13 protein-coding genes are annotated in these 14,521 nt (G+C 47.2%); 9 read left to right on the top strand and 4 right to left on the bottom strand.

The genetic code is table 11. The annotated features are described in order from the left end of the window. The first annotated feature begins 41 nt into the window (after nucleotides 1–41). The 3 genes from ACFYU8_RS06105 to ACFYU8_RS06095 all read left to right on the top strand — a co-directional run bounded on the left by ACFYU8_RS06105 (nucleotide 42) and on the right by ACFYU8_RS06095 (nucleotide 2,650). Nucleotides 42–791, top strand: a complete 750-nt coding sequence (locus ACFYU8_RS06105) for an MBL fold metallo-hydrolase (RefSeq protein ID WP_390294869.1) — start codon at nucleotides 42–44, stop codon at nucleotides 789–791. A gap of 33 nt (nucleotides 792–824) precedes the next feature. Next, a complete protein-coding gene (gene mnmM, locus ACFYU8_RS06100) occupies nucleotides 825–1,385 on the top strand; it encodes a tRNA 5-(aminomethyl)-2-thiouridylate-methyltransferase MnmM (RefSeq protein ID WP_390294871.1) in 561 nt (186 codons plus the stop codon). 164 nt (nucleotides 1,386–1,549) lie between these two features. Continuing rightward, complete coding sequence (locus tag ACFYU8_RS06095) at nucleotides 1,550–2,650, top strand: YheC/YheD family endospore coat-associated protein (RefSeq protein ID WP_390294874.1); 1,101 nt, start codon at nucleotides 1,550–1,552, stop codon at nucleotides 2,648–2,650. A 69-nt stretch (nucleotides 2,651–2,719) separates the two neighbouring features. On the opposite strand, the gene cbpB is transcribed toward ACFYU8_RS06095, so the two are convergent. The 4 genes from cbpB to ACFYU8_RS06075 all read right to left on the bottom strand — a co-directional run bounded on the left by cbpB (nucleotide 2,720) and on the right by ACFYU8_RS06075 (nucleotide 6,903). Further along, nucleotides 2,720–3,187, bottom strand: coding sequence for a cyclic-di-AMP-binding protein CbpB (gene cbpB / locus ACFYU8_RS06090; RefSeq protein WP_390294876.1), 468 nt, complete (start codon nucleotides 3,185–3,187; stop codon nucleotides 2,720–2,722). Between the two features lie 265 nt (nucleotides 3,188–3,452). Continuing rightward, entirely contained in the window at nucleotides 3,453–4,592 is a 1,140-nt protein-coding gene (locus ACFYU8_RS06085) for an acyltransferase (protein ID WP_390294878.1), read from the bottom strand. Between the two features lie 56 nt (nucleotides 4,593–4,648). Beyond that, nucleotides 4,649–5,491: a lipoate--protein ligase family protein gene (locus tag ACFYU8_RS06080; RefSeq protein ID WP_390294880.1), complete on the bottom strand. Its 843-nt coding sequence runs from the start codon at nucleotides 5,489–5,491 to the stop codon at nucleotides 4,649–4,651. Between the two features lie 164 nt (nucleotides 5,492–5,655). Next, entirely contained in the window at nucleotides 5,656–6,903 is a 1,248-nt protein-coding gene (locus ACFYU8_RS06075; protein WP_390294882.1) for an S-layer homology domain-containing protein, read from the bottom strand. Nucleotides 6,904–6,992: 89 nt separating this feature from the next. On the opposite strand from ACFYU8_RS06075, the gene ACFYU8_RS06070 reads away from it, so the two are divergent. From ACFYU8_RS06070 to mutS, 6 genes are all read left to right on the top strand, one after another. After that, nucleotides 6,993–7,169, top strand: coding sequence for a hypothetical protein (locus ACFYU8_RS06070; protein ID WP_390294884.1), 177 nt, complete (start codon nucleotides 6,993–6,995; stop codon nucleotides 7,167–7,169). Nucleotides 7,170–7,773: 604 nt separating this feature from the next. Continuing rightward, nucleotides 7,774–9,285 (top strand): tRNA (N6-isopentenyl adenosine(37)-C2)-methylthiotransferase MiaB, encoded by a 1,512-nt coding sequence (miaB, locus tag ACFYU8_RS06065; protein ID WP_390297223.1) that lies wholly within the window; start codon nucleotides 7,774–7,776, stop codon nucleotides 9,283–9,285. 6 nt (nucleotides 9,286–9,291) lie between these two features. Then, on the top strand, nucleotides 9,292–9,735 hold the full coding sequence (locus tag ACFYU8_RS06060; protein WP_390294886.1) for a YlbF/YmcA family competence regulator: 444 nt from the start codon (nucleotides 9,292–9,294) through the stop codon (nucleotides 9,733–9,735). 136 nt (nucleotides 9,736–9,871) lie between these two features. After that, nucleotides 9,872–10,432 carry an outer spore coat protein CotE gene (gene cotE, locus ACFYU8_RS06055; RefSeq protein WP_390294888.1) on the top strand — a complete coding sequence of 187 codons (561 nt, stop codon included), beginning with the start codon at nucleotides 9,872–9,874 and terminating at the stop codon, nucleotides 10,430–10,432. A 110-nt stretch (nucleotides 10,433–10,542) separates the two neighbouring features. Beyond that, the gene (locus ACFYU8_RS06050; protein ID WP_390294890.1) at nucleotides 10,543–11,832 is read left to right on the top strand and encodes a putative amidoligase domain-containing protein; all 1,290 of its coding nucleotides are present in this window, start codon (nucleotides 10,543–10,545) and stop codon (nucleotides 11,830–11,832) included. 88 nt (nucleotides 11,833–11,920) lie between these two features. Beyond that, nucleotides 11,921–14,509: a DNA mismatch repair protein MutS gene (mutS, locus tag ACFYU8_RS06045; RefSeq protein ID WP_390294892.1), complete on the top strand. Its 2,589-nt coding sequence runs from the start codon at nucleotides 11,921–11,923 to the stop codon at nucleotides 14,507–14,509. The last annotated feature ends 12 nt before the right edge of the window (nucleotides 14,510–14,521 follow it).

Below are 14,521 nucleotides of genomic sequence, written 5' to 3'. Positions count from 1 at the left end.
GTCCCACCTTATTCCATCCTATGAAAGGGAGTGAACCGAATATGCGCGTTACCGTGTTAGGCTATCAATCTCCTTATCCAGGTCCAGGTGGTGCTACTCCGGGTTACCTGATTGAGACAGACCATGTCAAAATTCTTCTCGACTGCGGCAGTGGTGTTCTTGCGCAGTTAGGCAAGTATTCGCCCATTTATGAGCTGGACGCCATGCTTTTGTCTCACTACCATCATGATCATGTTGCGGATGTAGGAGTGATGCAGTATGGCTTGATGGTTCATCAATTATTTGGCCAAAGACCTGCTGACAAGCCGCTTCCGATCTACGCTCCAGCGTTGCCAGTGGTCAATGCCCAGGCATTGGTGTATCGAGATGCGACCACATTTACCCCAATCACCGAAGAAATGTCTGTTACCATTGGGGATGTAGCGATTAGCTTTTTACGTACAGACCATGGTGACGGAGATCCATGCTACGCCATGCGCTTGGAAGCAAACGGACGTGTCCTCGTATACGGAGCTGACAGCGGACCAGGTACAGCATGGGAGGGGTTTGCAAGTCACGCGGATTTGTTTATTTGCGAGGGGACTTATTTGGATTACAATTTACCAGCGAAGCCAAATGGTCACTTGTCTGTTCGCCAAGCGGCAGAACTGGCCCAATCCCTATCCTGCCGCTCGTTAGTAGTCACGCATCTGTTTTACGGCTATGATGCGTCTCAAGTAATTGCCGAGGCCAATGCCTTTGTCGCAGGTCCAGTTTATGCGGCGCGCATCGGCCTGCAAATCGATTTATAAGGTTGTTTGTGTACATAGAGAGGAGAGCTGACTGTGTTTCCAAATGTATTAGAAGTCGCACGCAAATTAATCCGTGAACGGGTACAAGCGGGAGAAACGGTTGTAGACGCCACGATGGGGAATGGAAATGACACCTTGTTTCTAGCACATTTGGTGCAAGAAGAAGGGAAAGTAATCGCCTTCGATATCCAGCCGCAGGCGATTGAGAAAACGCGAGAGAGACTCGAGAGAGAAGGTCTGGCGAACAGGGTAGAAATGAAGCTCGCCAGTCATGAGGAAATTGACAAGTTGGAGATTAGTGCCGCGGCGATCATGTTTAATCTGGGCTATTTGCCGGGTGGAGACAAAGAAATCACAACACAAGCGAGCAGTACCATTCAGGCGATTGAATCAGGGTTAAGGGTCCTCAGACCCGGCGGAATCATGACAGTCATGATTTACTGGGGGCATCCGGCGGGAGAGACGGAAAAAGAGACAGTGGAAGCATTTTGCCACGAGCTGAGTCAATTGGATTATTTGGTTTTGAAATACCAATATATTAATCAGCAAAACCAAGCACCGTTTTTACTGGCCATTGAACGCAGGGGACAATAAAAAGAAGCCAATCCGATACTTTCCCGGGCAAGCGCAGCATCCGACATCATTCCTTTGGGAAAGCAAATATTTTGTCAGCTAGTGAAAAGGTGTACAAAAATAGGCACGCTCTTGCCCTTTCTGGCACATACCCTATGTAGAGCAATGTGGCAAGGGGGATCTACGTGGACAGAATCGGGATAATGTTGGATTGGGCCCTTATGGAGAAAGGAATTCAGGGCATCAAGTCATATGAGCGTCTGCCTTATTATGTCGAAATCGGTAAAGAGCTTGGATTGGAGCCTGTTTTTTTTCATCCGCGGCATGTGAGGCCAGGAGATGAAAGGGTCAAAGGATATTTTTGGAACGGAAACCGACTCGTCTCACAATTGGTTTCAGTCCCGCGAGTTATCCACAATCGTGTTCTGACAGGTGATACAACAGCACGGAATGTGATTCGAAGACTGAGCCAAAAGAAGACGGTGTTTAATGGCTTGGTAGTACGGGATAAGAGAAAAGTACACCAGATGCTCTGGAAAAACGAACAGATTCGCAGCTATCTACCGCATACAGTGCCGTATTCCATGGAACAGTTGCGGCTGTTCTTGGATAAATACCAGGTGGTGTACGTCAAGCCTTCGATTGGATCAGTCGGAATTGGGGTAGCACGAATTGAACGGCACGGAGGCAGCTATCACTTCATTGCATCGAAAAAGCGGCAGATTCTATCTCATTCGCAGATACTTTCCACTGTCCGACGTTGGGTCGGTAACAAAAGATTTTTGATCCAGCGAGGAATTCCTTTGGCGCGCTATGGAGGCAAAACGTTTGACATTCGTGTTTCGGTGCAGAAAAACAAAGAGAAACAGTGGACTGTGAGCGGGATGGTTGCCAAGGTCGCCAATAAGAAAAACAAGCTGAGCAATCTCTCTCGAGGTGGGACAGCGGTGCCGTTTTCGGAAGCTTTGGTACCAATCTTTCCTGAGATGATACAACAACAAGCCGTTATCGAAAGAGTTAGTATAGCGGCAGTGGAAATTGCGAAGCAGTACGGTCGGCATTTTTCATCATTGGCAGACTTAGGCATGGATATGGGAATTGACGAGCGAGGCAATCCGTATTTAATTGAAGTCAATGTACGTGATCAACGCTATTCTTTTTTCAAGGCTGGAGAGAAGGCGATGTTTAAGCAAACGTACCGTCATCCACTGGAATTTGCGCAGACATTACTCGCTGAAAAAAAGAAACGGAAACATCAGCTTCTATCGCCAAGCCCTTTGCTCTAAAGAAGTAACGCAGAAGAATGCGAAAAAGACGGTGGCATTTATTGCCCCGTCTTTTCGTATGGCCGTGACCTACGATTCTGCCGGCTGTTGTTGATCAGCCAAAGGAAAGGGCAGATTGCGAAAGTGACGATATACCAAAGCCAATATGGATTTTCGAGTCAAAATTCCTTGGAAATATTGCTCGTCGTCTTCAATGCAGACGAAAGGGTGATTAATCGATACTTCCAATGCTTTCAAAAATTCATCGGTGTCACGCAATCGAGGGATCTTCGTATCCATCACATCATCTACAATTTCGGACATACGCTCTGTCTCGAAACGTTCCAGACCTAGAGTCTTATTCATGATCATATTCGTGCTGATTAACCCATGCAAACGATACTGATGATCCAGTACAGGAACGGCTGAATAGCCGGACTTGATAAGGACGAGCAGGGCGTGTTCAAGCGAATTACCTAGCTGCACATGTGCGACCTTTGTGGACGCGATTATAAGGTCTTTGATCGGAATATGTAACAATGGGATCTCTTGATTCATCAAGATCCACCACCTTTTCTTTCTGTCGTCTATAGCAGTAAGAACTGCCTGTGATCCTCTTCTATGATACCGTAAGCGAGGTACAAACGGTAGGTCTACATGAAGAAAACTTGGCGTCGCCAAGCCTATTGCGGGGAATTGGACGAAAAAAGCCCGGCAGATACGCCAGGCAAGTAATCGAGGTGTGGAACAATTGTCCCTAGTCCTAGTATGCAAGATCAAGCTGTTTATTACATTAGGAGTTTTGAGGAAACCAGTTTCTACGTTAGGCTTTATACGTTTGATTTTTGAAAATAGGTTTTGCTTCCACACGCTTATTACGATTGAACCAAAAGGACAAGGTCGTCAGCTCGTAGAGGAAAATGCACAGTGGCGGTGTAATGATGAACATCCCGAGTACCAATAACGGTGTCGACAAGCCTAGTCGATGAATGACGTAGCTTTGCAGCAAGAACAAGATCAACGGATGAACCAAGTAGATAGCCATATTTTGTTTGGCCAACCGGGCAAGCCACGGACCGAGTTTAGGCAGTTTGCCGAGGTAACTGGATGCAGGGTAAAAGCTGATGATCACACAGAGAGTGTAAACCAAGTAAAGCGGTTCGAAAATATTCATGCTCTCGTAATAGCTTTTGGAGCCGGAAAGATAGCTGTACGCCATCCAAACGGCTGCACTTGCCATCACAACCATAGAAGGTATTTGAAGGCGTCTCACCCACGTCCGCCATTTATCCACATTCATCCCCGCATAAGCGCCGAGTGCAAAAGTAAATACGTACATGAAAACATAGTGCTGTCCGTAAACATAGCTGTGATTAATGAGGGACAGGAATGGGTTTGCAGCCCAATCAATGGCCCATAACGGCTTAATGAACAAATAGTGGTAGAGAACGTACAGACCAGCCTGTCCAATAAACAGGGCGATAATCCAGCGGAAGTTCAGGTAGCGTTCCATCCACGGTTTGATTAGGCAAAATAACAAGCACAATTGCAAGTAAAGCGGAATGTAGTACAGGTGGTAGAATGAGCTACCGGTAAACAGACTATCGAAAAACGGTCCAACCAGCACGGCCGGATCAAAGGTTTGGTACTTAAAATAGGAGAAGATGGCTGTCCAGATTACGTAAGGCAAAACAACTGCGCGCCAGCGTTTTTTCCAGAAGGAACTCCAATCCAGTTGTCGGTTCTGATACCAGTAAAACAGCAGCATTCCGGTTGCAAAAATAAACAAAGAGCGACCGAATTTTAACAAGATGATTAGAACGGCTTGCAAATCACTATTCCACGGATAGTCCTTCTCGTTAGAGAGAAAAAAACTGAGGATGTGGATTATCAAGACAGTAAGAGCCCCAAAAACAAAAAGGGCATTCAGATCCTGAAACGTCCCCTTTCGATTGCTATTCATAATTCCTCCAGAATTTTACCGGCGCACCTGGAGAATCAAAGCAGGTAAAATGCCCGTTATTCGGGTAAGTGCCAGTCAGGTGCGGCCAGTTCTTTTGCGGTATAAGAAAATAAGTGTAATCGTTGCGACAAATGATGCCTCGACTCTGTCACTAACTCATTTTGCACATAAAAGGGGGTAGGTGATACAGCCCACTCAGAACGGATTGTCTCCAATAGACGTGCTTTTACATCATCCATGGTTGCCAATTGTCCAGTCAAACTCGCAATACTGCCAACTGTAGAAGCATCGATGGAAGGAATTGGCTTATGACTTTGCATTTCATCCAATCCGGCGAGATGGTAAAAGCGCTCCATCCATTCCCCTCTTGGCCGATCGTCAACGTTAATGCATAACTGCAAAATAGAGCCGTGTCGCGTGCGTCTTTGTGCCATACCTCCGATTTTTTTACCGTGAATGGAAAAATCGTATTCCCCTGCACAGTAGGAACCCGTCACTTCTCCAAATTCCAGCTTCCCGTAATCACGCAGGCCCACATCAAGAAGCTGGGCTACAAAAGAAAAGAAGGAGTCAATCGAAATCGAAGTGTCAGGCAATAAACAAGCCATATTGAGTACGCCAGCATCAAGCGGAACACAAGCTCCACCAGATGAGCGAAGAACACAACCAAAGCCATCTTGACCAAATTGGTGCAAGGCTTTCTGAAGATGAGGAAGTTTGGCGTCTCTGCGTCCGAGATACAGCGCCTGATCGTACACCCAGAGATGAATGACAGGGCTTGCTGATTCAGAATTCATACTGGCTACCAACGCTTCATCACGGATTAAAGGCTCAAGTGGACTATCCTGGTAAGTACCGGAGTCCATCCAGCGAAACGGCTGATTAACGGAAAATGACATAGAAAGACCCCTTCACAGGACAAGAATAGCTACCATTATACATCTGAAATGCGTTTATTTCTACGTTTTCGCTATCTTTTTTCCATTTGGTAGAACATGCATGTCAAGTAGAGTGAAAAAATACCCGACAGGCCAAGGTAGCTTGTCGGGTGGAAAATGGATCTTTATTTCGTTTCCTTGAAGGAGAAATTGTCCAGGTAAGTTGTTTTGCGAGGAGCGCCTTCTGTCGCCTCTTTTTGTAGGTACAGACCGAGTTTTTTGCCTTCTTGTTTCACAGATTGCTGACCAAACAAGTATTGATCGTTCAAGTAAATGGAAACGGTGTTGTCGGTGACAGCTACCTTCAAGCGATTGCTTGATTTCAGCTTGTAGGAGCTGGAGGTGATGACGTCAATATCGTCCTCTTCCACATCATTTACTTTTCCTAAAACAACGCGATCTTTTTGGATGAATACAACATTGGCTTTCCCATCTTTGCCGTTGAAGTAAAGACCGCCTAAACCTTCACTGCCTACCACATTCACATCTACGCTCAACTCATAATTCTTAACGTTGTCAGACTCATTCCAGCGAAGAGGCAGGAAGTAGTGATCCAGATCATCGTCATCCGATTTAGCTGTCACTTGTTTGCTTGAAACCTCCCAGTTTCCTGTCGCTTTGTCCGTATCCCAGTTTTTCAATTTGGAATCAGAGAAGGAGTCGCTGATATTGATTCGCTCTGGTTCTGGCTGAGGTTGCGGTTGACCAGGGGTAGGGAAAACAATTTTGATTTCATCATCATCGTTGCGATCCAAAATAGCGCGATAGAGCAAAGAAGCGGCTTCCGCACGAGTAATCGGATCTTGTGGACGGAAATTGCCATTGTAACCTTTCATCAGATCGGTTTGGATCGCAATCGCAATATACGGACGTAGAGCTGACGAAATATCGTCGTAATCACGGAACTTTTTCAATTGATTCAAGTCGGCTTTGTACTTTTGATCGTAGCCCAACAGGCGAACCAATGCGACAGCAATGTCTTCACGTACTGCCGCTTGATCTGGCTTATACGTGTAAGTTGACCCGGATTTATATCCAGTCAAGTAAGGCTTGGCGTATTCTACATACAGAAATGCCCAGTGCTGACGTGGTACATCTTTAAAGGTTTGGTCGACGTAGTGTTTGTTTATATCTACATCTGCTGCTGCGATCATAATTTTGGCAAATTCAGCGCGGGTAACCTCATTGTTCGGTCTAAATGTTCGATTGTCGTACCCTTTGATGATTCCTTTTGCCGCCATCTCCGTAATTTCCTTGTATGCCCAGTGGCTACGTGGAACGTCTGAGAACGAAGGAGTGGAAGTGGCACCGACGACAGGGATAACCATCAAGAACATCAACACCGACAAAAATACGGCTAGTGCTCTTTTCATGTTGACCTCCTCAAAATGGCAATGTAGTTTTTGTTGACTGCTATTCAGACGGCGAGTGGGCTTGGATTGTTGCAGAAGAAAAAAATATTATGGAAAATAGGAAAAAAGACGGAGTTCTAAAAAAATGGGCAGGTAAGGAGGAGCATGTACCACTGGTCATCGCATGCTTGTTTGATTTGGATGGGAATGGGCGCAGTGAGTTTCAAATGAAAAACTTGCAAGCCATCGGGATTGAGCCATTTTTTCATACCATATTGATTTCGTAGCAGGAAGGGGTGTCCAAGCCAAAGGCGATCATCGATGAAATCCCCAAATTGATTACCATTCTAAGCGAGTGGCGAGGAAAAAAGAGGAATCTCCATCAGCAATATGTTCAGACTGGCTTTTGCAGTGCCCAATTAGCAGGGGGTATGACACTCTCCTACATTCAGCAGATAGTTGCTATCACACCTAATCTGCCCTATCAATTCGTTTTTTCACTTGCGAAAACAAGCGACTTCCGGGTAGCCAACAGGGACGGCTGGATTTGTGGCTGGTGCAGGGACGAGCGTTGTTACCTTTTCAACCTTTGCTGGGTCAACGATGACAATTCCATCCCTTGCCGGGAACGCCCTTGTTTCAACTTCTCAAGCAAGGAATCGGCTCACTCATTCGCGTCAACACATTGTCTTCTGAACTGTCATCAGCTTTTCCTTCGATTCGTAACGTTTTGCCTGCCGGGAATACCTAGAGATGATCGGAAGGGTTTCTCGCCGTTTCGTACATATTTTGCCTCATTATGGTTATTATGCATTAGCTTTTGTATCACCCAAAATGCTATAATTCTTTATTGATTACTTATGTAGATGATTTTAGCTGAGGTGATACATGATGAAGGAAACCAAAGAGGCGACTGTGGACTTAAAATCCGTTAAGTCTCCAAAGAAAACGGAAGACTATGCGAAATACTTCCAGGCCCCCTCTCTGAAAGATGCGAAAAAGCGCGGTAAGGAAGAGATTTTAGTCCATTACGATTTTAATATCCCAGAAGACATGCAGAGCATCGGAAAAGGAAAGCGTTATCATGTTCGTACGTATGGCTGCCAGATGAACGAGCATGATTCGGAAACGATTTCTGGTATCTTGCAGGCAATGGGCTATACGTCCTCTGATTCTGTCGAAGATGCGGATGTCATCCTATTTAACACCTGTGCGATCCGCGAAAATGCAGAGGATAAAGTATTCGGAGAGCTCGGCCACATGAAGCGGCTCAAGAATAACAACCCGAATCTGATCCTCGGTGTTTGCGGCTGTATGTCCCAAGAAGAGAAAGTCGTCAAGAAAATCTTGAAAAGCTACCAGCAGGTCGACTTGATTTTTGGAACGCACAATATTCACCGTCTGCCAGAACTGATGCGCGATGCGATGTTCAGCAAAGAAATGGTGATTGAGGTTTGGTCCAAAGAAGGCGATATCGTCGAAAATATGCCGAAGCTCCGCGAAGGAAACACCAAGGGTTGGGTTAACATCATGTACGGCTGTGACAAGTTCTGTACGTACTGTATCGTGCCGTATACGCGCGGAAAAGAGCGCAGTCGACGCCCGGAGGATGTCATCGCGGAAGTGCGTGATCTCGCTCGCCAAGGCTTTAAAGAAATCATGCTTCTTGGACAAAACGTCAATGCGTACGGGAAAGATTTTGAGGACATCGAGTACGGTTTTGGTGACCTGATGGACGAGGTCCGCAAAATCGATATCCCTCGTGTGCGCTTCACGACAAGTCATCCGCGCGATTTTGACGACCACTTGATCGAGGTGCTGGCAAAAGGCGGCAACCTGGTGGAACAAATCCATTTGCCTGTCCAATCCGGTTCGACAGAAGTACTCAAGCGGATGGCGCGCAAATATACGCGTGAGCATTATCTAGAGCTCGTTCGCAAAATCAAGGACGCAATCCCGAATGTCTCGCTTTCTACCGATATTATTGTTGGCTTCCCAGGCGAAACCGATGAGCAGTTCGAAGATACCATTTCGATGGTCGAAGAGGTCAAGTACGATTTTGCGTATACCTTCATTTATTCCCCGCGAGAAGGTACACCAGCTGCTGTCATGGAAGACAACGTTCCGATGGAAGTGAAAAAAGCCCGCTTGTATCGACTCAATGAAGCCTTGGGCCGCATTTGTCTGGAGCAGAACAAAAAACTGCAGGACCAGGTTGTCGAGGTACTGGTGGAAGGTGAATCAAGGACGAATGCGGAAGTGCTTGCGGGTCGTACGCGTACGAACAAGTTGGTCCATTTCACCGGGGACAAATCCTTGATCGGTCAGTATGTACACATAAAAATTACAGATGCGAAAACGTGGACACTCCACGGAGAGCTCGTATCCAAAGTTGAGGTGTAGGTCATTATGGAACAAACAAACGCATATACACAGAAAGAAATTCTCGATAAAGCTCGCGAACTGGCAGCTATGATCTCGCGTACGAATGAAGTTGATTTCTTCAAACGTGCCGAACTGCAAATCAAGCACAATGAACGTGTGCAAGAATTAATTGATACATTGAAGCAGAAGCAAAAGCAAATGGTGATGTTTGAATCCATCAACAAGCCGGAACTGGTGAAAAAAGTGGAAGACGAGTACAACCAATTGCATGTGGAACTGGATGCCATTCCAATCGTGACGGAATTCAAGCAATCGCAGGTCGATGTGAACGATCTTTTGCAAATGGTCACGAACGTGATCACGAACACCGTTTCGGAGCGTATTATTTTGGATACAGGCGGAAACCCATTGACTGGAGAGACGGGTGGCGGGCCTGAGAAGAAAAAATCTGGCGGCTGCTGCTCCTAATTCTTGATAGAAAGTCTTCCCGACGCTGTTTTGATGAGTACCCAACAACTTTCCCAAATATAAGGTGGTTGTTTGCACGCTAGTCGAATGCCCTGCATACAAATGTACAGAAACGTTGTATGGAGGAGGTAACGAAATGTCGGGTATAGACAAAGATCTACAGTGCCGGGAACTTATCGCGAAAGCAGTCTGCGGCAAAGGCCATAAATTTTCTACTACCACCCACACCATCATACCGTCGCAAACTCCTTCGACGATCCTCGGATGCTGGATTATAAACACGAACTTCCAAGCAGAGAAAGTCGGAGATGCCGTTGAAGTATCTGGTACGTATGACGTCAACCTGTGGTTTTCGTTTGCTAATAACACGGAAACCGAAGTCAAGCGGGAAACGGTTAAGTTCTCCGTACTCGTACCGCTTACGTTCTTCGACAAGAACTGCAGAGGCGATCTGGAAATCGTTGCACGCGCCGTGGAGCAACCGAAGTGCATAAAAGCGGAGTTAAGTGGTGGTGGCACAATCACAGTCAGAGTTGAAAGCGAATATGCAGTAGAGGTCATTGGAGAAACAAAGGTGTGCGTTGTTGTCTGCAACAGTTGTGATGACAAAGAGTTCCATCTGGTTGACGATTTTGAAGATAACAGTGACGAGTTTGATGACTTTGATTCCGCTACGCTACTCGACGAGCTTGACTAAAGAGGAGAAATTATCTCCTCTTTTTTCTTTTTTTCGGATGCGTACACTTTACACTTTTTTCTGGGCGCATTCATAAAATAACGAGAGAATAGTGGGGGAGTGTGGAAGGCATGATTCTACGCACAAAGGCGAGTCAGCGAGCTAACAGGCAGGAAACGCCAGCAACACAACCGATGACGGCGAACGCGAAAGAAGTCGTAGCGTATTTGCATCGTCCTGAAATCGGGCGCTGGTTGGTCCGGCAGGGGAGAATACCTGTAACGACAGGAAAAGCAGCGCGACCTGGCTGGCGAACATATAGGATCTGCCTTTACCAAGACTATGTACTGGATATCGCCCGAAGCGAGGAGCAATCACAATGGCTGCTACACCGCCTACAGGAACCCGAGTGGCATTCCGTCTCCTTGCCTACCACCGAAACAGAAATTCAGGTGGTGCAAGGGCTGGCTGCGCGCAGTTTGTATGCAGCCGGAGCCGATGCGGGTCAAGTGACGGTCATGGCGGCTTCTCCTCATCGACTTAAGGTCGTCGAGGTGGAACCAAATTGGCCAGCCAAGCATGCTGACGAATATATGCAGAGGGCACGAGATTGGTGGGAAGGTCGGATGGGCAAACAGCCGCAAAAGCTGCAAAGCATGGGGGCTGATCCCGAGTTTGCTTTGCGCAAGCCCACAGGAGAGATGGCACTTGCTTCTGACTTCCTGAGCATCAATGGTACGGTTGGATGCGATACGACACGCTATCGAGAAGAATTAGGTCTCCATCAGCACCCGGTTGCAGAGTTGAGACCTGTGCCATCGGAGGACCCCGATCAATTATTTATGCATATCTACGATAATCTGGCACTCGCATACAAAAAAATAGGGAACTCGTCAATCGAATGGCTCGCTGGCGGAATGCCGTTTCAAGGTTACCCAATCGGCGGTCATATTCATTTTGGCGGGCTCACACCTACGTTTTCTCTTCGGCGGAAGCTGGATGCGTACTTGGCTCTTCCCCTTGTGCTGATTGAAGATGCAGGGTGTATGAACCGCAGAGAGCGTTATGGATTTTTAGGGGATGTAAGAGAGAAGGAATATGGATTCGAATATCGTACACTCCCCAGTTGGCTCGTTCATCCCCTTATCGCTCGCGGTATTCTTCATTTGGCCCATTTGGTTGCAACCAATCACGAGAAGCTACAAGCGACGCCTCATCTAAAGCTCCCGCTCATCAAAGCGTACTACCAGAGTGAGAAAGAAAAGCTCCTGCCGTACGTTGCTCAAGTCTGGCAAGAATTAAAAGAGCTGCCAGGTTATACGCTGTCACGCATTCATTTGGATCGGTACTTTTCTTTTTTAATCGAGAGCCAATCGTGGATAACGGATGAAGACCTGCGAAAGACATGGAAGCTACTATAAACGGAACTACCATTGGATGCAGGGTCAACATTACCATACAATCATGATATAATAGCGACGATAATGAGTAGGCTAGGAGAAGAAAACAATGGCTCAATATACCCCGATGATTCAACAGTATCTGGCTATCAAAAAAGATTATCCGGATACTTTCTTATTTTTTCGCTTAGGCGATTTTTACGAACTGTTTTTTGATGACGCCATTCTTGCGTCCCGTGAGTTGGAAATTACACTGACGGGACGTGAGGGTGGTGGGTCTGAGCGCATACCGATGTGTGGTGTTCCACACCATGCGGCAGATGGCTATATTGCGGAGCTACTGAAAAAAGGACATAAAGTAGCCGTTTGTGAGCAAGTCGAAGATCCAAAAGAAGCCAAGGGGGTCGTTCGCCGAGAAGTGACACGCGTCATTACTCCGGGTACGATGATGGAAGGCAAATGGCTGACTGATAAGGAAAACAATTACATGGCAGCGTTGGCCCAGGTAGAAGGTCGGACGGGAATTGCTGCGTGTGATATGAGTACAGGCGAACTGTACGTTACCTCTTTGGTGGGACAGGCAGATGCTGTTCTGGATGAAGCCTTGCAATATCGCCCCAAGGAGCTCGTTTTTTTTGGCCTGACTGCTTTGCCTAAGACAGCACTGCCATCTACTATCGTGGATGCACACCAACTGGACGCATTTGCGATGGATAGTCAATATGCGGAGCAGGCAAAAGGTTTGGATATGTCCATGCGAGCGGCGGTCAATGCTCTCTTGTTCTACATAGGGACGACGCAAAAACGCAGCCTTGCCCATATGCGCCTGTTAAAGCAGTACGATGCCAAGCAGTATCTGCAAATGGACGGCTTTTCCAGACGCAATTTGGAATTGACAGAGACCATTCGCGATAAGACGAAAAAAGGCTCTCTCTTGTGGCTGTTGGATCGGACACAAACGGCAATGGGTGGTCGCCTTTTGCGCAGATGGATTGAGCGGCCGTTGCTCAGTCGCGATCAGCTGGAGGCACGTCTGAGCGCTGTGGAGGCGTTGAAGGGTGACATGCTGCTTCGCTCCGATTTGCGGACTTGTTTGGATCGTGTCTATGATTTGGAGCGTCTGGCGGGTCGTATTTCCTATGGGAATGCAAATGCTCGAGATCTCATTCAGCTGCGGATGTCTTTGGAAGCTGTTCCAGAGCTGAAGCAGTATATGATCCAAACGAATACCCCTGTATTGATGGAACTGGCGCAAGGGATGGATGAGTGTACGGATATTGTCAACTATTTGGCGAATGCACTCGTGGATGATCCCCCGATATCGGTTCGTGAAGGCGGAATGATTCGGACGGGATACGATGAGTACCTAGACAAGCTCCATACAGCAAGTCGTGAAGGGAAGACGTGGATTGCCCAACTGGAGCAAGGAGAACGGGAAGCGACAGGGATTCGTTCACTCAAAGTTGGCTTCAATAAAGTGTTCGGCTATTACATCGAAATATCGAAGTCCAATATGGCAAACGTTCCGGCCGGACGGTATGAGCGCAAGCAAACATTGGCCAATGCAGAGCGGTACATTACGCCAGAGTTGAAGGAACGTGAAGCGCTCATTCTGGAAGCGGAAGAAAAGATGATTGAACTGGAATACCAACTGTTCGTGGCTGTAAGAAGTGAAGTCGCGAAGCATATACCAAGACTGCAAAACCTCGCTGAGCGCATTGCATCTGTCGATGTTCTCCAGGCATTTGCTACGGTAAGTGATGAGCGCGGATTTATACGCCCTGAGCTTGTGGAAAACGGCGAATACGTCATTTCAGAAGGGCGTCATCCAGTAGTAGAAGCGGTTCTGGAGCGCGAAAAGTACGTGGCAAATGACGTCGTGATGGATCAGACTAATCGTCAAGTTTTGCTCATTACGGGTCCGAATATGGCGGGTAAGAGTACGTACATGAGACAGATCGCCTTAATCACGGTGATGGCACAGATCGGTTGCTTCGTTCCTGCTAAACAGGCCAAGCTGGCGATTGTCGATCAGATTTTTACTCGGATCGGGGCAGCTGACGACTTGGTAGGTGGGCACAGTACGTTTATGGTGGAAATGCTGGAGACCAGACATGCCCTGCAAAAAGCGACAGCGAAGAGCTTGATCCTGCTCGATGAAATTGGTCGAGGGACTTCGACGTACGATGGAATGGCGCTTGCACAAGCGGTCATTGAGTATATTTGCCAAAAAATCGGTGCCAAAACGCTCTTCTCGACACACTACCATGAGTTGACTGGGTTAGCAGAGACGTTGAGTGGTGTCGTGAATGTCAACGCTCGATGCGAAGAACGGGAAGGGAAGCTCTTGTTCCTCCACAAAATTGAAGAAGGTCGAGCAGATAAAAGTTATGGAATCCATGTGGCAGAGCTGGCTGAAATGCCGACCTGGGTCATTGAGCGGGCGCGCAGCATTTTAACCGGGCTTGAAGCGAATGGAAATGCAGGCAATGGAAATGCAGCGAGTGACGTGCAAATGTCGCTTGAATCGCTGTGGACGGCACCAGTTGCTGCGGTGCGTGAAGAACCAATGCAGTTCCAATCGGAGGACGAAGAAGCGATTATGGCTGAACTACGCGAGCTGGATTTGAATTCAACGACGCCGATGGACGCCATGATGAAGCTGTATGCATGGAAACAGCAATTGAAAAAGCGATAGGTTTCGTCCGGA

The organism is Brevibacillus sp. NPDC003359, from assembly GCF_042878995.1.
In the GTDB taxonomy this organism is placed as follows: Bacteria; Bacillota; Bacilli; order Brevibacillales; family Brevibacillaceae; genus Brevibacillus.
The sequence above is the reverse complement of the archived record's forward strand: the minus strand, read 5'-3'. Positions and strand labels throughout refer to the sequence as shown.